The organism is Mycobacterium sp. IDUB_1, assembly GCF_055419625.1.
In genome coordinates, this window is the sequence record NZ_JBVAYA010000006.1 from 66,088 (window position 1) to 84,595 (window position 18,508).

The 18,508-nt window shown below is 68.1% G+C and carries 17 protein-coding genes; 12 read left to right on the forward strand and 5 right to left on the reverse strand.

From position 1 onward, the window contains the following. Positions 1–2 precede the first annotated feature (2 nt). Both ACZYYX_RS26690 and mptB read right to left on the reverse strand, forming a co-directional pair. The gene (locus ACZYYX_RS26690) at positions 3–938 is read right to left on the reverse strand and encodes an ABC transporter ATP-binding protein (RefSeq protein WP_463817839.1); all 936 of its coding nucleotides are present in this window, start codon (positions 936–938) and stop codon (positions 3–5) included. Beyond that, a complete protein-coding gene (mptB, locus tag ACZYYX_RS26695; protein ID WP_463817840.1) occupies positions 935–2,602 on the reverse strand; it encodes a polyprenol phosphomannose-dependent alpha 1,6 mannosyltransferase MptB in 1,668 nt (555 codons plus the stop codon). The genes ACZYYX_RS26690 and mptB overlap by 4 nt, the downstream gene beginning before the upstream one ends. A 48-nt stretch (positions 2,603–2,650) precedes the next feature. Between mptB and ACZYYX_RS26700 the strand changes: the two genes are divergently transcribed. From ACZYYX_RS26700 to ACZYYX_RS26730, 7 genes are read left to right on the forward strand one after another with little or no spacing between them, the layout of a single operon-like run. Continuing rightward, positions 2,651–3,487 (forward strand): helix-turn-helix transcriptional regulator, encoded by an 837-nt coding sequence (locus ACZYYX_RS26700; protein WP_463817841.1) that lies wholly within the window; start codon positions 2,651–2,653, stop codon positions 3,485–3,487. Then, positions 3,484–4,923 (forward strand): Fe-S cluster assembly protein SufB, encoded by a 1,440-nt coding sequence (sufB, locus tag ACZYYX_RS26705; RefSeq protein ID WP_463817842.1) that lies wholly within the window; start codon positions 3,484–3,486, stop codon positions 4,921–4,923. Before ACZYYX_RS26700 ends, sufB begins: the two co-directional genes overlap by 4 nt. Further along, on the forward strand, positions 4,923–6,092 hold the full coding sequence (sufD, locus tag ACZYYX_RS26710) for a Fe-S cluster assembly protein SufD (RefSeq protein WP_463817843.1): 1,170 nt from the start codon (positions 4,923–4,925) through the stop codon (positions 6,090–6,092). The genes sufB and sufD overlap by 1 nt, the downstream gene beginning before the upstream one ends. Positions 6,093–6,094: 2 nt before the next feature. Continuing rightward, a complete protein-coding gene (sufC, locus tag ACZYYX_RS26715) occupies positions 6,095–6,889 on the forward strand; it encodes a Fe-S cluster assembly ATPase SufC (RefSeq protein WP_463817844.1) in 795 nt (264 codons plus the stop codon). A 2-nt stretch (positions 6,890–6,891) separates the two neighbouring features. Further along, positions 6,892–8,145, forward strand: coding sequence for a cysteine desulfurase (locus ACZYYX_RS26720; protein WP_463817845.1), 1,254 nt, complete (start codon positions 6,892–6,894; stop codon positions 8,143–8,145). Next, the gene (gene sufU, locus ACZYYX_RS26725) at positions 8,142–8,609 is read left to right on the forward strand and encodes a Fe-S cluster assembly sulfur transfer protein SufU (RefSeq protein ID WP_463817846.1); all 468 of its coding nucleotides are present in this window, start codon (positions 8,142–8,144) and stop codon (positions 8,607–8,609) included. The genes ACZYYX_RS26720 and sufU overlap by 4 nt, the downstream gene beginning before the upstream one ends. Then, on the forward strand, positions 8,609–8,956 hold the full coding sequence (locus tag ACZYYX_RS26730; protein WP_463817847.1) for a metal-sulfur cluster assembly factor: 348 nt from the start codon (positions 8,609–8,611) through the stop codon (positions 8,954–8,956). Before sufU ends, ACZYYX_RS26730 begins: the two co-directional genes overlap by 1 nt. Here the strand turns inward: ACZYYX_RS26730 and ACZYYX_RS26735 are convergent, their stop codons facing one another. Beyond that, entirely contained in the window at positions 8,957–9,631 is a 675-nt protein-coding gene (locus tag ACZYYX_RS26735) for a haloacid dehalogenase type II (protein ID WP_463817848.1), read from the reverse strand. It abuts the gene before it with no gap. A 629-nt stretch (positions 9,632–10,260) separates the two neighbouring features. Here ACZYYX_RS26735 and ACZYYX_RS26740 point away from each other — a divergent pair. The 5 genes from ACZYYX_RS26740 to ACZYYX_RS26760 all read left to right on the forward strand — a co-directional run bounded on the left by ACZYYX_RS26740 (position 10,261) and on the right by ACZYYX_RS26760 (position 15,000). Beyond that, on the forward strand, positions 10,261–11,781 hold the full coding sequence (locus ACZYYX_RS26740) for a glycoside hydrolase family 16 protein (protein ID WP_463817849.1): 1,521 nt from the start codon (positions 10,261–10,263) through the stop codon (positions 11,779–11,781). A gap of 40 nt (positions 11,782–11,821) precedes the next feature. Next, positions 11,822–12,184, forward strand: a complete 363-nt coding sequence (trxA, locus tag ACZYYX_RS26745) for a thioredoxin (protein WP_463817850.1) — start codon at positions 11,822–11,824, stop codon at positions 12,182–12,184. 32 nt (positions 12,185–12,216) lie between these two features. Further along, the gene (locus ACZYYX_RS26750; RefSeq protein ID WP_463817851.1) at positions 12,217–13,029 is read left to right on the forward strand and encodes an enoyl-CoA hydratase; all 813 of its coding nucleotides are present in this window, start codon (positions 12,217–12,219) and stop codon (positions 13,027–13,029) included. 91 nt (positions 13,030–13,120) lie between these two features. Further along, entirely contained in the window at positions 13,121–14,749 is a 1,629-nt protein-coding gene (locus ACZYYX_RS26755; protein WP_463817852.1) for an ABC-F family ATP-binding cassette domain-containing protein, read from the forward strand. A 62-nt stretch (positions 14,750–14,811) separates the two neighbouring features. Continuing rightward, positions 14,812–15,000, forward strand: coding sequence for a helix-turn-helix domain-containing protein (locus ACZYYX_RS26760; protein ID WP_463817853.1), 189 nt, complete (start codon positions 14,812–14,814; stop codon positions 14,998–15,000). Position 15,001: 1 nt separating this feature from the next. Here ACZYYX_RS26760 and ACZYYX_RS26765 read toward each other — a convergent pair whose 3' ends face one another. Together ACZYYX_RS26765 and ACZYYX_RS26770 are read right to left on the reverse strand one after the other, a co-directional pair. Beyond that, entirely contained in the window at positions 15,002–15,577 is a 576-nt protein-coding gene (locus ACZYYX_RS26765) for a TetR/AcrR family transcriptional regulator (RefSeq protein WP_463817854.1), read from the reverse strand. Between the two features lie 17 nt (positions 15,578–15,594). After that, on the reverse strand, positions 15,595–18,408 hold the full coding sequence (locus ACZYYX_RS26770) for an aconitate hydratase (RefSeq protein WP_463817855.1): 2,814 nt from the start codon (positions 18,406–18,408) through the stop codon (positions 15,595–15,597). Between the last annotated feature and the right edge of the window lie 100 nt (positions 18,409–18,508).

Consider the following 18,508-nt stretch of genomic DNA (forward strand, 5'->3'; position numbering starts at 1 on the left):
GCTCACTGCCGTAACTCCCGCCCGGTGACGTCGAGGAACACGTCCTCGAGGCTGCGTTGCTCCACACGCATGTCGGTCGCGAGAACGTCGAGGCGGGCGCACCACGCGGTGACGGTCGCCAGCACCTGCGGATCGATACGACCCTCCACGAGGTACTCCCCGGGAGACGGCTCGGTGGCGCGATAGCTCTCGGGCAGCGCCGCGATCAACAGCGAGAGATCCAGCATCCGCGGCGCCCGGAACCGCAGCTGATTCTCGGCGCCACTGCGCATCAACTCGGCGGGCGTGCCACTGGCCACGGCCTGCCCCCGGTCGATGATCAGGATGTGGTCGGCCAGTTCCTCGGCCTCGGTGAGCTGATGGGTGGTCAGCACCACGGTCACGCCGTCGCGTCGCAGCGCGTCGATCAGTTCCCACACCACCAGGCGCGCATGCGCATCCATGCCCGCCGTCGGCTCGTCGAGAAACACCAGCTCGGGCCGGCCGACCACCGCGCACGCCAGCGCGAGCCGCTGCTGCTGGCCGCCGGAAAGCCGTCGGTAGGTGGTCCGCGCGGAATCGGTCAGGCCCAGGGTGTCCAGCAACCATGCCGGATCCAACGGGTTGGCTGCGTAGGAGGCGACCAGGGCGAGCATCTCGCCGGCACGCGCGGCCGGATAGGCGCCGCCGCCCTGGAGCATGACCCCGGTTCGTGCGCGCACCTCGGCGTTGTCGGCCACCGGGTCGAGGCCGAGGATCTCGATGCTGCCGGCGTCGGGGCGGACGAAGCCTTCGCACATCTCGACCGTCGTCGTCTTGCCGGCGCCGTTGGGGCCGAGCAGCGCGAAGATCTCCGAGGCGCCCACCTCGAGGTCCAGGCCGGATACGGCCACGGTGTCGCCGTACCGCTTCGTCACGCCACGCAGCCGCACGGGCGCGCTACCGGAACGGGAGGTCACGGAGATTCAGCGTAGGCGTCGGTCTTGTCGGCCGTGCCCACCGGCTCGTCGAGACGCCCTGTCGCGGCCTCCGGCACCGCCCGCCACGGCAGCCACCGGTACGTCAGCGTGATCAGCGCCAGCACGATCACGGTGCTGGCCACCGTCGCCAGCACGATCTGGAACAGCGCGAACCGATCGCCGTTCGCCGTGGGGCCGAAGATCCCCACGATGAGGGTCACGGCGATGACCGCGGAGCGGAAACCCGGCCTGGTGGCCCAGGCAGCCAGCGGGATGATCGCCCACAGCAGGTACCACGGTTGCACCACGGGGAACAGCAGGACGGTGACGCCGAGCGCCACCCCGAGCCCCCCGACCGGATGCAGGCGGTTGCGCAGCACGGCGAACAAGAGCCAGGTGACGATCACGGCGATCAGCGTCACGCCGATCGCGCGGGTCAGCGCGAGGACCGCGGTCGTGTGATCGCCGAGTCCCAGCAGGATGCCGACCTGACCGGTGCCCAACGCCAGCAGCGTCGGCGGCGACATCCAGCTGCGCACCACGTTCGCGGTGCCCAGGGTGAACAGCCAGCCGAAGCCCAGGCCGCTGGCCCAGCCGATCAGCGCCATCACGGCAAGGGACACCGCACCGAGAGCGCTGCCCGCCGCGAGGAACGCCTTGACCGTGCCGCCCCACCGCGCGGCCAGCGCCATCGCGACGAAGCCGAGCGCCAACAGTCCCGGCAGCTTCACCTGAGATGACATCGTGATCAGTACCGTGCCGGCCAGCAGCATGCCGGGGGCGTACCAGCGATGCCCGGCGGCGGTGCCCAGCGCTGAACCCCCCGACAGAGCGGAGATACCGCGTAGCGCGAACTCGGTACCGGCCAGCATCAACCCGAGCATCAGCGCCTCGTTGTGGATGCCGGCGACCAGGTGCATGAACAACAGCGGGTTGGTCGCGCCCAGCCACAGCGCACTCACCTCGGCGACACCGCAGCGGCGAGCCAGCCGGGGCGTGGCCCACACGATCAGGCCGACGCCGAGCAGGACCATCAGCCGGTGGAACAGCACCGCCTCGACGATGTTCTCTCCCGTGATCCGGGAGATGCCGCGGCCGATCCACAGGAACAGCGGTCCGTAGGGCGCGGGTGTCTCACGCCAGAGGCTGGGCACCGACAGCGTGAAGACGTGATCGAGGCCCAGACCCGGGGCGGGTCCGACCCGGTAAGGGTCGCTGCCCTGCAGGGAGATCTCACTCTGCGCGAGGTAAGAGTAGACATCCTTGCTGTACATCGGTGGGGCGATCAGCAACGGCAGCGCCCACAGCAGCAGTGTGCGGTCCACCTGGCTGCGGGTCATGCGGCGCTTGCCCAGCGCGAAGCGGCCCAGCATCAGCCAGGCCAGGGCCATCATGACCGCGCCGGTGGTGGTCATGGTCAGCGAGACCGTCTGAATGCGAGACGGCAGGTTGAGAAGGCGCACCCCGAAGGTGGGGTCCTGCACGACGGGCCGCGCACCGGCGCCGAGCGCGCCGATCGCCATCAGTACGGTGCCGGTCGCGCCGAACAGCCGAGTGCGGTGCAGGGCGACCAGTTCGGCGGGGTCGAGGGGGATGCCGACGGTCCGCTCATCGCCGTGGAGACCGGCGAGCGAGGTGCTGAGCGAATGTCGGCGGGCTGCCACCCAGGCAGCGTAGCGGGCTGCTATTCCCGGTTTGGCCGCCCAGACGGTGTGACAAGTATGACGGTTCCGATAAGGGTGGCCTTGGTGGACCCGGTCAGGCAATTGCGTCACACTGGTGTTGTGAAAATCCGTTCGGAGGGCACCGTCGTGCCAGTCGATGGGTCGGCCGTGCCGTCTTTCTCGGCGCCGTCCCCGTCGGCCGACGGTGACACCAGGACGGCGATCGTGCGTCTGCTGCTGGAGTCGGGTTCGACGACGGCGAGCAGTATCGGCGAGCGCTTGGGACTGTCGACGGCCGGAGTGCGCCGTCATCTCGACGCGCTGATCGAGGCAGGGGACGCTCAGGCCAAGTCGGCCGCGGCATGGCAGCAGGAGGGCCGGGGTCGGCCCGCCAAGCGCTACCAGTTGACCGCGGCGGGGCGCGCGAAGCTCGAGCACACCTACGACGATCTGGCGTCGGCGGCCATGCGGGCGCTGCGGGAGATCGGCGGAGACGACGCCGTGCACACGTTCGCCCGTCGGCGCATCGACACCATCCTGTCCGACGTCGCGCCCGCGGCGTCCGAGCGTGCCGAAGACGTCGAGGCCGCCGCAGACCGCGTCGCCGATGCGTTGAGCCGAGCGGGCTACGCGACGACGACCACGCAGGTCCGCGGTCCGCTGGGTGGGGTGCAGATCTGCCAGCACCACTGCCCGGTGTCTCACGTCGCCGAGGAGTTCCCCGAACTCTGCGAGGCCGAACAGGAGGCGATGTCCGAGGTGCTGGGCACTCACGTCCAGCGGCTCGCCACCATCGTCAACGGGGATTGTGCCTGCACCACCCACGTTCCGGCGCACAGCCCGCGCCGGAGCCCGTCAGCTAGCAAAAGGAGTGTGTCGCAATGACACTCACACCGGAGGTCAAGCCAGAAGCGCTGACCCAGGAGGAGACCATCGCGTCCCTGGGCAAGTACGGCTACGGCTGGTCCGACTCCGACGTCGCCGGCGCCAGCGCCCAGCGCGGGCTGTCCGAGGCCGTGGTGCGCGACATCTCGTCGAAGAAGAGCGAGCCGGAGTGGATGCTCGACGTCCGTCTCAAGGCGCTGCGCACCTTCGACAAGAAGCCCATGCCGAACTGGGGGTCCAACCTCGAGGGCATCGATTTCGACAACATCAAGTACTTCGTGCGCTCCAGCGAGAAGCAGGCCGCCACGTGGGACGACCTGCCCGCGGACATCAAGAACACCTACGACAAGCTCGGCATCCCGGAAGCCGAGAAGCAGCGCCTGGTCTCAGGTGTGGCGGCCCAGTACGAGTCCGAGGTCGTCTACCACTCGATCCGTGAGGACCTCGAGGCCCAAGGCGTCATCTTCCTCGACACCGACTCCGGTCTGCGTGAGCATCCCGAGCTGTTCCGCGAATACTTCGGCACCGTGATCCCGGCCGGGGACAACAAGTTCTCCGCGCTCAACACCGCGGTGTGGTCCGGCGGGTCGTTCATCTACGTCCCCAAGGGTGTGCACGTCGACATCCCGCTGCAGGCCTACTTCCGGATCAACACCGAGAACATGGGGCAGTTCGAGCGCACGCTGATCATCGTCGACGAGGACGCCTACGTGCACTACGTCGAAGGCTGCACCGCGCCGATCTACAAGAGCGACTCGCTGCACAGCGCGGTCGTCGAGATCATCGTCAAGCCCGGCGGGCGGTGCCGCTACACGACGATCCAGAACTGGTCGAACAACGTCTTCAACCTGGTCACCAAGCGGGCCCGGGCCGAGGCCGGCGCGACGATGGAGTGGGTCGACGGCAACATCGGCTCCAAGGTGACGATGAAGTACCCCGCGGTCTGGATGACCGGTGAGCACGCCAAGGGCGAGGTGCTCTCGGTCGCGTTCGCCGGCGAGGGCCAGCACCAGGACACCGGCGCCAAGATGCTGCACCTGGCGCCGAACACGTCGTCCAACATCGTGTCCAAGTCCGTCGCCCGCGGCGGTGGCCGCGCGTCCTACCGCGGCCTGGTTCAGGTCAACAAGGGCGCCCACGGTTCGCGCTCGAGCGTGAAATGCGATGCGCTGCTGGTCGACACGATCAGCCGCTCCGACACCTACCCCTACGTCGACATCCGCGAGGACGACGTCACGATGGGCCACGAGGCCACCGTGTCGAAGGTCAGCGAGGATCAGATGTTCTACCTGATGAGCCGCGGGCTGACCGAGGACGAGGCGATGGCAATGGTGGTGCGCGGGTTCGTCGAGCCCATCGCCAAGGAGCTCCCGATGGAGTACGCACTCGAGCTCAACCGGCTGATCGAGCTGCAGATGGAAGGCGCGGTCGGCTAGTGGGACAGGCAAATCTGACGGCGGCCCTCGAGGGCGCCAACAAAGGCGAGCTGTTCACATCGTTCGACGTCGACGCCTTCGAGGTGCCCGGCGGCCGCGACGAGATCTGGCGCTTCACCCCGCTGAAGCGGCTGCGCGGCCTGCACGACGGGTCGGCCGCCGCCACCGCAGAAGCCACCGTCGACGTGGCCCCGTCCGGTGACGTGCGCGTCGAGCGCATCCCGCGCACCGACGATCGGCTCGGCCAGGCCGGTGTGCCGGCAGATCGGGTTGCGGCGCAGGCCTATTCGAGCTTCGAGACCGCGACGCTGATCGACGTGCCCGCGCAGGCCGTCATCGCCGACCCGGTCGAGGTGACGATCACCGGCCCCGGCGAGGGGGCAACCGCCTACGGGCACATCCAGATCCGCGTCGGCGAGCTGGCCGAGGCGGTTGTGGTGATCGACCACCGTGGCAGCGGAACCTATGCCGACAACATCGAGTTCGTGGTCGGCGACGGCGCGACGCTGCGTGTGGTCTCGATCGCGGACTGGGCCGACGACGCGGTGCACGTCAGCACACACCACGCCACACTGGGCCGCGACGCGGTGCTGCGGCACGCGGCGATCACCCTGGGTGGCGACGTGGTCCGGTTGACCGGCCGGGTGCGCTACACGGCGCCCGGCGGCGACGCCGAGCTGCTCGGTCTGTACTTCGCCGACGACGGCCAGCACTTCGAATCCCGGCTGCTGGTCGACCACGCACAGCCGAACTGCCGCTCCAACGTGATGTACAAGGGTGCACTGCAAGGGGATCCGGCCTCGCGGCGGCCCGACACCCACACCGTGTGGGTGGGCGATGTGCTGATCCGCGCCGAGGCTGCCGGCACCGACACCTTCGAGGTGAACCGCAACCTGGTGCTCACCGACGGCGCGCGTGCCGACTCGGTGCCCAACCTGGAGATCGAGACCGGCGAGATCGTCGGCGCCGGACACGCCAGCGCCACCGGTCGATTCGACGACGAGCAACTGTTCTACCTGCGCGCCCGAGGTATCCCGGAGCAGCAGGCCCGCCGGCTGGTGGTCCGCGGCTTCTTCAACGAGATCATCAACAAGATCTCCGTCCCCGCCGTGCGGGAGCGCCTGACCGACGCCATCGAACGCGAACTAGCGATTACCGAGAGAAGTTGACCATGACCACACTGGACATCAAAGATCTGCACGTCTCGGTGAACACCCCCGACGGCGAAGAGATCCCGATCCTCAAGGGCGTCGACCTGACCGTGAAGTCGGGGGAGACCCACGCGGTGATGGGCCCCAACGGGTCCGGCAAGTCGACGCTGTCCTACGCGATCGCGGGGCACCCGAAGTACACCGTCACGGGAGGCTCCATCACGCTCGACGGCGAGGACGTGCTCGAAATGAGCGTCGACGAACGCGCCCGCGCCGGCCTGTTCCTGGCCATGCAGTACCCCGTCGAGGTGCCGGGGGTGTCGATGTCGAACTTCCTGCGCACCGCCGCGACCGCGGTACGGGGCGAGGCCCCCAAGCTGCGGCACTGGGTCAAAGAGGTCAAGGGCGCGATGACCGATCTCGGCATCGACCCGTCCTTCGGCGAGCGCAGCGTCAACGAGGGCTTCTCGGGTGGCGAGAAGAAGCGCCACGAGATCCTGCAGCTCGGTCTGCTCAAGCCGAAGATCGCAATCCTCGACGAGACCGATTCGGGTCTGGACGTGGACGCGCTGCGCGTGGTCAGCGAGGGTGTGAACCGCTACGCCGAGGCCGAGAACGGCGGCGTGTTGCTGATCACCCACTACACGCGGATTCTGCGCTACATCCAGCCGCAGTTCGTGCACGTGTTCGTCGCCGGCCGCATCGTCGAGTCGGGCGGTCCCGAACTCGCCGACGAGCTGGAAACCAACGGCTACGAACGCTTCTCCCCCGCAAGCGGGAGGGACCCCCACCAGGCTGTGACCGCGGGAGCCTGATCATGACGGCTGCGCGGGTGCTCGATGCGGCCGAAGTGGCCAGAGTCCGAGCAGATTTCCCTATCCTGTCGCGGGTGATGCGCGGCGGCCATCAGCTCGCCTACCTCGATTCCGGGGCGACGTCGCAGAAGCCGCTGGTGGTGCTCGACGCCGAGCGGGAGTTCCTGCTCACCTCCAACGGGGCGGTGCACCGGGGCGCCCACCAGTTGATGGAGGAGGCGACCGACGCCTACGAGCAGGGTCGCGAGGACATCGCGGCCTTCGTCGGCGCTGACACCGACGAGCTCGTGTTCACCAAGAACGCCACCGAGGCCATCAACGTGGTGGCGTACGCGCTGGGGGACAGGCGGTTCGAGCGGGCCGTCGGTCCGGGCGACGTCATCGTCACCACCGAACTCGAGCACCACGCGAACCTGGTGCCCTGGCAGGAGCTTGCACAGCGCACGGGCGCGACACTGCGCTGGTACGGGGTCACCGACGACGGCCGGATCGACCTCGACTCGCTCGTTCTCGACGAGCGCGTGAAAATCGTTGCCTTCAGCCATCATTCGAACGTCACCGGCGCCGTCGCGCCGGTCGATGAGTTGGTGGCCCGCGCCCGTGCGGTGGGCGCACTGGTGCTGCTGGACGCCTGCCAGTCGGTACCGCACCAACCGGTCGACCTGCACGGTCTCGATGTCGATTTCGCGGCGTTCTCCGGCCACAAGATGCTCGGGCCCACCGGCATCGGCGTGCTGTACGGCAAGCGTTCCCTGCTCGACGCGATGCCGCCGGTGCTCACCGGCGGTTCGATGATCGAGACGGTCACGATGGAGGCCACGACGTTCGCGCCCGCGCCTCAGCGCTTCGAGGCGGGCACCCCGATGACCTCGCAGGTGGTCGGCCTCGCCGCGGCCGCCCGCTACCTCGACGGGCTCGGGATGCCGGCCGTCGAGGAGCACGAGCGCGATCTCGTGGCGGCGGCGCTGGCCGGGCTGGCAGAGATCGACGGCGTGCGGGTGATCGGTCCGACCGCGATGACCGACCGCGGCTCGCCGGTGTCCTTCGTGGTCGACGGCGTGCACGCCCATGACGTCGGCCAGGTGCTCGACGACGACGGCGTCGCCGTGCGCGTGGGTCATCACTGCGCGTGGCCGCTGCACCGCCGGTTCGGGATCGCGGCGACGGCGCGTGCCTCGTTCGCGGTCTACAACACCGTCGACGAGGTGGACCGGCTGGTCGCGGGCGTCCGCCGAGCCGTGGAGTTCTTTGCGTGAGGCTCGAGCAGATCTACCAGGAAGTGATCCTGGACCACTACAAACACCCGCACCACCGCGGCCTGCGGGAGCCCTTCGCCGCCGAGGTGCACCACGTCAATCCGACCTGTGGTGACGAGGTGACGCTGCGCGTGGCCCTGTCCGAGGACGGGGAGACCGTCACCGACATCTCCTACGACGGGCAGGGCTGCTCGATCAGCCAGGCCTCGACGTCGGTGTTGACCGATCAGGTGATCGGCCAGACACTCGGGGATGCCCTCAAGACCGTGGCGGCGTTCTCGGAGATGGTGTCCTCGCGGGGCACGATCGACGGAGACGAGGACGTGCTGGGTGACGGCGTCGCGTTCGCCGGCGTCGCCAAGTACCCGGCACGGGTGAAGTGCGCGCTGCTGGGATGGACGGCGTTCAAAGCAGCGTTGGCGCAGGCACACGGGCCCGATGAGACTTCTGTGGAGGAGAACTGATGACCGAGACAGCATCACCGAACGAGGAACTGCTCGCCGACATCGAGGAGGCGATGCGTGACGTCGTCGACCCCGAACTCGGCATCAACGTCGTCGACCTCGGCCTGGTCTACGGCGTCGACGTCGCCAAGGAAGAGGGCGGGGACGTCGCGCTGATCGACATGACGCTGACCTCGGCGGCATGCCCCCTCACCGACGTGATCGAAGACCAGTCCCGCACGGCCCTCATCGGCGCCGGGCTGGTCAACGAGCTGCGCATCAACTGGGTGTGGAACCCGCCGTGGGGACCGGACAAGATCACCGAGGACGGCCGCGAGCAGCTGCGCGCCCTCGGCTTCACGGTCTGATCAGTCGAGCAGGCGGGACAGCTCCCGTAGGTCCGCGGCGACGACCGTCGGCTGCGCCAGGTCCGGGACCGGCAGGACGGCGTTGCCCGGCCGGGTCAGGAACGCTCCCTGCATGCCGGCGCTCTGCGCGCCCATCGTGTCCCAGACGTGCGCGGCGACCATCATGCAGTCAGCGGGCGCGACGCCCAGCTCCGCGGCGACCTGCGTGTACAACCGCGTGGCAGGTTTGAACGTGCGGTAGGTGTCGACGCTGAACTGCCGCTCGACCACATCGCCGAGCCCCGCCCGCTCCAACGGTGTCGGCGCCCCGCACACCGGGGGCGAGTTGGTCAGCGTCACGAGTCGGTAGCCGCGATCGCGCAGGTCGGCCAAGCCGTCGGCAACGTCTGCGTGCGCGGGCATCGAGCGGAACCCGTCGGCGAGCCGCAGCCAGTGCTGCTCGGAGATCGGCACGCCGCGGATCTCGCCGACCATGTGCAGTACGCCGCGGGCCAGGGTGAAGAAGTCGGTGTAGCTGCCGGCCAGCGTCGCGGTCATCGAATACAGGAGCAGCTGACCGAACCACTCCCGCAGCACCTGTCCGTCGCCGAACACCTCGTCGAAGAACGGCTGCACCGACTCGATGTCGAGCAGGGTCTCGTTCACGTCGAAGATCAGCACCCGGGCAGACGTCACGAGTCCCATCATCCTGCTCTCATCCCCGCCGGCGGGATGTAACGCTCGGGTGCCGGTACGACTTCGCCAATCCCGAGTACCGCTGATCGTGGGGTTCATCGGGGTCGTCTCAGGATGCTTTGGACCCCCGTGGTGCGGCTGTGCGCAGTCGCGTCGATCGTCTACCTCGCGGGCGCTGCCGGCGCAGTTCCGGTGGTGGCCGTTACACCGCGGCGCTGCTGCGCCGGGCCGATCGATCGGTGGGCATGACGCCGGCGTCGTGACCCGCTGTTCTTGCCGTCGCCGATGCGGCTATGGCGCCATTGGCCCATGGCACCGCGCCGACCATGGACATCCGCGGATCGGTGACCATCGAGCGAATTCTCATAGCTACGCTGCAAATGCATTTCCACGAATGTCCCGGTGTCCGGTGGATATGACGATCCAGGTTGCGCGGAAAAATTAACGAGAAAGCCAGAGACTTCTGCGACCGTGTGTATAACGTTTGCTGGACACGGGGATTCCACTCTCAGAGGCGCTCTGAACTGGTGTTGATTACAGGTCTGTTGTTCGCTGCTGGTCACTGAATTCGCGTGTTGATTTTGCTTCGCCTTTCGTCAACCGCCTCATCAAGGGAAATGGATTCGGTGATGCAATCAACCCAGCGCACGGGAACGCCGGCCCTCAACGGCAAACACTTTCTGGCGGGCGGCATCGTCGCGGCCGGGCTAATGGCGGCCGGAGTGGCCGGGGCGGGTGCCGCCGCTGCGGCGCCGGACGACTCCGGATCGGCCGCCACCAGCCCGGCCGCGACGCACTCCGTCACGGCGCCGGACGCGGCGACATCGGGCGCGGAGACCACACCGTCACGGCGGACTCCACGCGGACAGACCCGTGACTCCGACGAGCACCCGACGGCCGCACCCCAGCGCCGGATCAACCGGCCGCGGGCCGACAGGGACGAGACGGCAGGGGAGGACACCCGCCCGCAGCGGCGCGATCGTACCGGCCGGGCTGAGCGTGAGGTGTCCGCCGAAGACGCGCGGCCGACCCGCAGGGCGACGTCGTCGACCCCGGAGCCGGCCCCCGAAACCAGCGAGGTCACCGTCGCCCCCACGGCGCTCACGGCGTCCCGCACCGCCGCCGTCACGTCGGCGAGCAGCACCACCCCCGATGCCACGCTGCTCGCCGCGGCGACCAGCACCCGGGTGACCGTCGGGTCCATGATCGTCGACTCGCTCTACTCGAAGGGCATCCGCAGCAAGCGGATGGGGACCGACTGGCTCGACATCCCCGTGTCGGCAGCGAAGGCGCAGCGCTGGCTGGTGCGCCGCCAGGACATCTACCGCGATGTTCTCAACAGCCAGCCGACCCCACCGCCGGTCGGTCAGCCCGGAACCTCGCAGCCGCGCCTTCTGTGGGAGTCGAACTTCAGCAGCCGGGAGGAAGCGCTGAAGTACTGGAGCTTCCAGACCGGGCGATGGGGACAGTCCGCCGGCGAGAACCAGTACTACACCGACGGGAACAACATGACCGTCGACGCCGACGGGAACCTGGTCATCCAGGTGCGCCGGGAGCGCACACCCGACGGGCTGGGGGCACCCTACAACTACACGTCGGCGCGCGTCGTCACCTACGGCAAGCAGTCGATCGGCGTCGGCACCCGCGTCGAGGCCCGCATCCAGGTGCCGCCGGATTCGGGCCTGCTGCCGGCCTTCTGGACCGTGGGCCTGGAGCCCGGCCACGAGTTCGACTGGCCGCGCCAGGGTGAGATCGACATCATGGAGATCCCGGGCTTCGGGACGCCGGCCTCGCGGCGCACCTGGACCGGCAACATCCACGGCCCGGCCCAGGGCAACAACGGCGTCGACGTGAAGATGGACAACATCGACGCAGACCTCGGCGTCGACCTGTCGGCCGGGTTCCACACCTACGGCATGGACTGGTACGCCGACCGCATCATCTGGCGCGTCGACGGGGTCGAGGTGGGACAGGTGACCAAGGCGGACTACGAGGCGCGCGGCGGGAACTGGACCCCGTTCTCCGGGGAGTGGGACCACTACCTGATCCTCAACGTCGCCGTGGGCAACCCCTGGACCGGCGATCCGAGCGCATCGGTGCCGATGAACGCCGAGATGAAGGTCGACTGGGTCCGGGCCTACCAACTCTGACGCGGGGAACACAGGTCCATTTCCCGACGTTGACGTCAACATGGCCACGAAAGACATCACCGCCGAAGAGTTCAACACCACCATCACCGAGAACGAGATCGTCCTGGTCGATTTCTGGGCGTCCTGGTGCGGGCCGTGTCGCGCCTTCGCGCCGACGTTCAAGGCATCGTCGGAGAAGCATCCCGACGTGGTGTACGCCAAGGTCGACACCGAGGCCGAGCAGCAGTTGGCGGCCGCCGCCGACATCCGCTCGATCCCCACGCTGATGGCCTTCAAGAAGGGCAAGCTGGTGTTCAACCAGGCCGGCGCGCTGCCGCCCGCCGCGCTGGAAGACCTCGTCCAGAAGGTCAAGGAATTCGACATCGACGCCGCGATGGCCTCGCAGGACGACAGCCAGGCCTGATCCGGCTCGGGCTCGCCGGATAGCCTGCTGGCGTGCCTCCGTTCGTTCTCGTCGACACGCCCCGCCCGCACGTCGCGCTCGTGACGCTGAACCGCCCGGAGCGGATGAACTCGATGGCGTTCGACGTCATGGTTCCGCTGAAGGCGGCGCTCGACGAACTCACCCACGACAACGACATCCGCGCCGTCGTCCTCACCGGTGCCGGGCGCGGGTTCTCCTCGGGGGCGGACCACAAATCGGCCGGCTCGGTTCCGCACGTCGACGGGCTCACCCGGCCCGGCTTCGGCCTTCGGTCGATGGAACTGCTCGACGACGTGATCCTGGGCATGCGCAAGCTGCACCAGCCGGTGATCGCGGCGGTCAACGGTGCCGCGATCGGCGGCGGCCTCTGCCTCGCACTCGCCGCCGACATCCGCGTGGCCTCCACTGAGGCGTACTTCCGGGCGGCGGGCATCAACAACGGACTGACCGCCAGCGAGCTCGGCCTGAGCTACCTGTTGCCGCGGGCCATCGGGTCGTCGCGCGCCTTCGAGATCATGCTGACCGGCCGCGATGTCAACGCCGAGGAGGCCGAGCGGATCGGTCTGGTGTCCCGGCAGGTGGCCCCCGAGGACCTGCTCGACACCTGCTTCGACATCGCCGAGCGCATCGCCGCGTTCTCCCGGCCGGGAACCGAGCTGACCAAACGCACGCTGTGGAGCGGGCTCGACGCCGGCTCGCTGGAGGCCCACATGCAGGCCGAAGGCCTCGGTCAGCTCTACATCCGTCTGCTGACCAGCAACTTCGAGGAAGCCGTCGCGGCGCGCAAGGAGAACCGCGCGGCCGTGTTCACCGACGACAAGTAATCGATTGGCGGCGGGGCCGCTGGTGCCATTAGCCTTGTAGCAGTCTCGGCAGGGGTTTCGCCCTGCCCATTTCACATTCAGGAGCATCAGCGTGATCACCGCAACGGACCTCGAGGTCCGCGCCGGAGCGCGCACGCTGCTCGCCATCGAGGGATCGGCTCTGCGCGTGCAGCCGGGCGACCGCATCGGGCTGGTCGGCCGCAACGGGGCGGGCAAGACCACCACGATGCGCATCCTGGCCGGCGAAGGTGAGCCCTACGCCGGGACGGTCACCCGCACCGGCGAGATCGGCTACCTGCCCCAGGACCCCAAAGAGGGGGATCTCGACCAGCTGGCCCGCGACCGGGTGCTTTCCGCGCGAGGCCTGGACACGCTGCTCTCGGACCTGGAGAAGCAACAGGCATTGATGGCCGAGGTCGCCGACGACGCTGCGCGCGACAAGGCGGTGCGCCGGTACGGAGAACTCGAGGAGCGTTTCGCCGCGCTCGGCGGATACGCCGCCGAGAGTGAGGCGGGCCGGATCTGCGCCAGCCTCGGTCTGCCCGACCGCGTGCTGACCCAGCCGCTGCGCACCCTCTCCGGCGGCCAGCGACGCCGCGTCGAGCTGGCGCGGATCCTGTTCGCCGCCTCCGACACCGGCTCCGGATCGGCGACCACGCTGCTCCTCGACGAACCCACCAACCACCTCGACGCCGACTCGATCACGTGGCTGCGCTCCTTTCTGCAGAACCATGCGGGCGGTCTCGTCGTGATCAGCCACGACGTCGACCTGCTCGCCGATGTGGTCAACCGGGTCTGGTTCCTCGACGCCGTGCGCGGCGAGGCCGACGTCTACAACATGGGCTGGCAGAAGTACCTCGACGCCCGCGCCACCGACGAGCAGCGCCGGCGCCGCGAACGCGCCAACGCCGAGAAGAAGGCCAGCGCGTTGCGCGCCCAGGCCGCCAAGATGGGTGCCAAGGCCACCAAGGCCGTTGCCGCACAGAACATGCTGAAGCGGGCCGACCGGATGTTGGCCGCCCTCGACGAGGAACGCGTGGCCGACAAGGTGGCCCGCATCAAGTTCCCGACGCCCGCGCCGTGCGGCAAGACGCCACTGATCGCCAAGGGATTGACCAAGACCTACGGGTCGCTGGAGATCTTCACGGGACTGGACCTCGCCATCGACCGCGGATCGCGCGTCGTCGTGCTCGGGCTCAACGGCGCCGGCAAGACCACGCTGCTGCGGCTTCTGGCGGGGGTGGAGAAGGCCGACGCGGGAGGGTTGGAACCGGGGCACGGGCTCAAGATCGGCTACTTCGCCCAGGAGCACGACACGCTCGACAACATGACCTCGGTGTGGGAGAACATCCGCCACGCCGCGCCGGACACCGGCGAGCAGGATCTACGCGGGCTGCTCGGCGCATTCATGTTCACCGGCCCGCAACTCGACCAGCCGGCCGGCACGCTGTCCGGCGGTGAGAAGACCCGGCTGGCGCTGGCCGGCCTCGTCGCCTCCACCGCCAACGTCCTGCTGCTCGACGAGCCGACCAACAACCTCGACCCCGCGTCGCGTGAGCAGGTGCTCGACGCGCTGCGCAGCTACGAGGGCTCGGTGGTGCTGGTGACGCACGATCCTGGGGCCGCCGAAGCGCTGGATCCGCAGCGGGTGCTGCTCCTGCCCGACGGGACCGAGGACTTCTGGTCCGACGATTACAAGGAACTCATCGAGCTCGCCTGATCGTCAGGTTCAAGGCCCTCGACCAGGGGTATGCGTGTGCTGCACATCACTGGAGGGCGTCGATGAAAAAGAACGTGCAGGACAGGGATCAGCTCATCAACGAGCTGCGCAGCGCCTATGAGGGCGGAGCCAGCATCCGGACCCTGGTGGCCTCCACCGGCCACTCGTACGGTTCGGTCCACAGCATGCTCCGCGAAGCGGGCGCCACGATGCGTAGCCGGGGCGGACCCAACCACCGCGGCAGGCGCTGAGCTAGGACGGGGCGGCCTGCTGGCGCACCGAGGCCTCGACGACGTCGAGTACGGCTCCGAGGCGTTGCGGATCGTCACCGGAGGCCAATCGCGCCACCAGACCGTCGAGCACCAGCTCCAGATAGGTGCGCAACACCTCACCGGGCACGTCGTCACGCAGCCGGCCCGCCTGCTTCTGACGGCGCAACCGTTCTGTGGTCGCCACGGACAGTTCCGCGGACCGCTCCGCCCACCCGCGGCTGAACGCCGGATCGTTACGCAATTTGCGGGCAATCTCCAACCGCGTTGCCAGCCAATCGAATTGGTCGGGTGCGGCCAGCATGTCGCGCATCACCTGGATCAAGCCCTCGCGCGCCGCCACCTCGGCCATCCGCTCCGCGTCCTCACGCGCCAGTTCGAAGAACAGCGTGTCCTTGTCGCGGAAGTGGTGGAAGATGGCGCCGCGCGAGAGCCCGATCGTCTGCTCGAGCCGCCGCACCGTCGCTCTGTCGTAGCCGTATTCGGCGAAGCACCGGCGGGCGCCGTCGAGGATCTGGCGACGGCGCGCCGCCAGATGATCGTCGGTCACCCTCGGCATCGGTTACGGCTTCGGTTCTACGACTTCAGCATGTTGCGCAGCACGTACTGCAGGATGCCGCCGTTGCGGTAGTAGTCCGCCTCGCCGGGGGTGTCGATGCGCACCACCGCGTCGAACTCAATGGCCTCACCGCCGTCCTTCGTCGCAGTGACGTGCACCGTCTTGGGCGTCTTGCCCTCGTTGAGTTCCTCGATCCCGGTGAAGTCGAAGGTCTCTGTGCCGTCGAGCTTCAGCGACGCCGCCGACTCACCCTCGGGGAACTGCAGCGGGATCACGCCCATGCCGATCAGGTTCGAGCGGTGGATGCGCTCGAACGACTCGGCAATGACCGCACGCACACCCAACAGACGCGTGCCCTTGGCTGCCCAGTCGCGCGAGCTGCCGGAGCCGTACTCCTTGCCGCCGAGCACCACGAGCGGGATGTCCTGCTCGGCGTAGTTCTGCGCGGCGTCGTAGATGAACGCCTGCTCGCCGCCCTTGGTGAAGTCACGCGTGTAGCCGCCCGACACGTCGTCGAGGAGCTGGTTGCGCAACCGGATGTTGGCGAACGTCCCGCGGATCATCACCTCGTGGTTGCCACGGCGCGAGCCGTAGGAGTTGTAGTCCTTCTTGTCGACTCCGTGGGCATCGAGGTACTGCGCGGCCGGGGTGCCGGGCTTGATGCTGCCGGCGGGCGAGATGTGGTCGGTGGTCACCGAATCACCGAGCAGCGCAAGGACTCTCGCGCCGTGGATGTCGGTGACCGGCTCCGGCTCGGCGGGCATACCGTCGAAGTACGGGGGCTTGCGCACGTACGTCGAATCCTGGTCCCACTCGAACGTGTCGCCACTGGGGGTGGGCAGGTTGCGCCACCGCTCGTCGCCCTTGAAGACATCGGAGTAGTTCTTGACGAACATCTCGGTGTTGATCGCTTCGGCGATGGTGTCGCTGATGTCCTTCTGGCTGGGCCAGATGTCCTTGAGGAACACGTCGTTGCCGTCGGTGTCCTTGCCCAGGGGTTCGCTGTCGAAGTCGAAGTCCATGCTGCCCGCGAGCGCGTAGGCGATGACCAGCGGCGGGGAGGCCAGGTAGTTCATCTTCACGTCGGGATTGATGCGGCCCTCGAAGTTGCGGTTGCCCGACAGCACCGCGGTCACCGACAGGTCGTTGTCGTTGATCGCCTTGCTGATCTCCTCGGGCAGCGGCCCGCTGTTGCCGATGCAGGTGGTGCAGCCGTAGCCCACAAGGAAGAAGCCCAGCTTCTCCAGGTACGGCCACAGCCCGGCCTTGTCGTAGTAGTCGGTGACCACCTGGGAGCCCGGGGCCATGGTGGTCTTCACCCACGGCTTGCTGGTCAGGCCCTTGTCGACGGCGTTGCGGGCCAGCAGTGCCGCGCCGATCATCACCTCGGGGTTGGAGGTGTTGGTGCACGAGGTGATGGCCGCGATGACGACGGCGCCGTGATCGAGCACGCAGTCGCCGCGCTCCTCGGAGCGCACCGTGATCGGGTTGGTCGGTCGGCCTTCGGCACCGTTGGCGGCCGATGGCGTCACGTCGACGGCGTCTTCCTCGGCGAACGACAGCGACACCGGGTCGCTGCCGGGGAACGTCTCCTCGACGGCCTCGTCGACGTTGGAATGCGCGGGGCTGTTGCCGTTCTCGACGTAGTTGTGGATGTCCTTGCGGAACGCCGACTTCGCGTCGTCGAGCGCGATGCGGTCCTGCGGGCGCTTCGGGCCGGCGATCGAGGGCACCACGTCGGCAAGGTCGAGTTCAAGGTATTCGGAGAATTTCGGCTCGCGGCTCGGGTCGTGCCACATGCCCTGCGCCTTGGCGTAGGCCTCCACCAGGGCGAGCTGCTGATCGCTGCGGCCGGTCATCCGCAGGTAGTCGATCGTCACGTCGTCGATCGGGAAAATGGCTGCGGTGGAACCGAATTCGGGGCTCATGTTGCCCAGCGTGGCGCGGTTGGCCAGCGGAACCTCGGCCACGCCCTCGCCGTAGAACTCGACGAACTTGCCGACCACGCCGTGCTTGCGCAGCATCTCGGTGACGGTGAGCACCACGTCGGTGGCGGTCACGCCGGGGCGGCGCTCGCCGGTCAGCTTGAAGCCGACGACGCGGGGGATGAGCATCGACACGGGCTGGCCCAGCATCGCGGCCTCGGCCTCGATGCCGCCGACGCCCCAGCCGAGCACGCCCAGGCCGTTCTCCATCGTGGTGTGGCTGTCGGTGCCCACACAGGTGTCCGGATAGGCCACCCCGTCACGCTCCATCACGACGCTGGCCAGGTACTCGATGTTGACCTGGTGCACGATGCCGGTGCCGGGCGGCACGACCTTGAAGTCGTCGAAGGCGCCCTGGCCCCAACGCAGGAACTGGTAGCGCTCGCCGTTGCGCTCGTATTCGATCTCGACGTTGCGCTCGAATGCATTTGCCGTACCGAACAGGTCGGCGATGACGGAGTGGTCGATCACCAGGTCGGCCGGGGCCAGCGGGTTGACCTTCTGGGGATCACCCCCGAGGTCGCCGACGGCCTCGCGCATGGTGGCCAGGTCGACGATGCAGGGCACGCCGGTGAAGTCCTGCATGATGACCCGCGCTGGGGTGAATTGGATCTCGATGCTCGGATCAGCGGACGGATCCCACTTCGCGATCGCCTCGATGTGATCCTTGGTGATGTTGGTGCCGTCCTCGGTGCGCAGCAGGTTCTCCGCGAGCACTTTGAGGCTGTAGGGAAGTTTCTCGGTGCCCGGCACCGCGTCCAGACGGTAGATCTCGTAGCTGCTGTCCCCGACCTTGAGCGTGTCCTCGGCTCCGAACGAGTTCACGGATGAATTCTTGCTGCTCACATCAACTCCCGGCTTGAATCATCGCCGCGACGGGCTGTGTCGGCGGCGCTTGTCACCCTAACAGTACGCTTGTCCTGTATGGAACCCCAGGGTGGCCTCC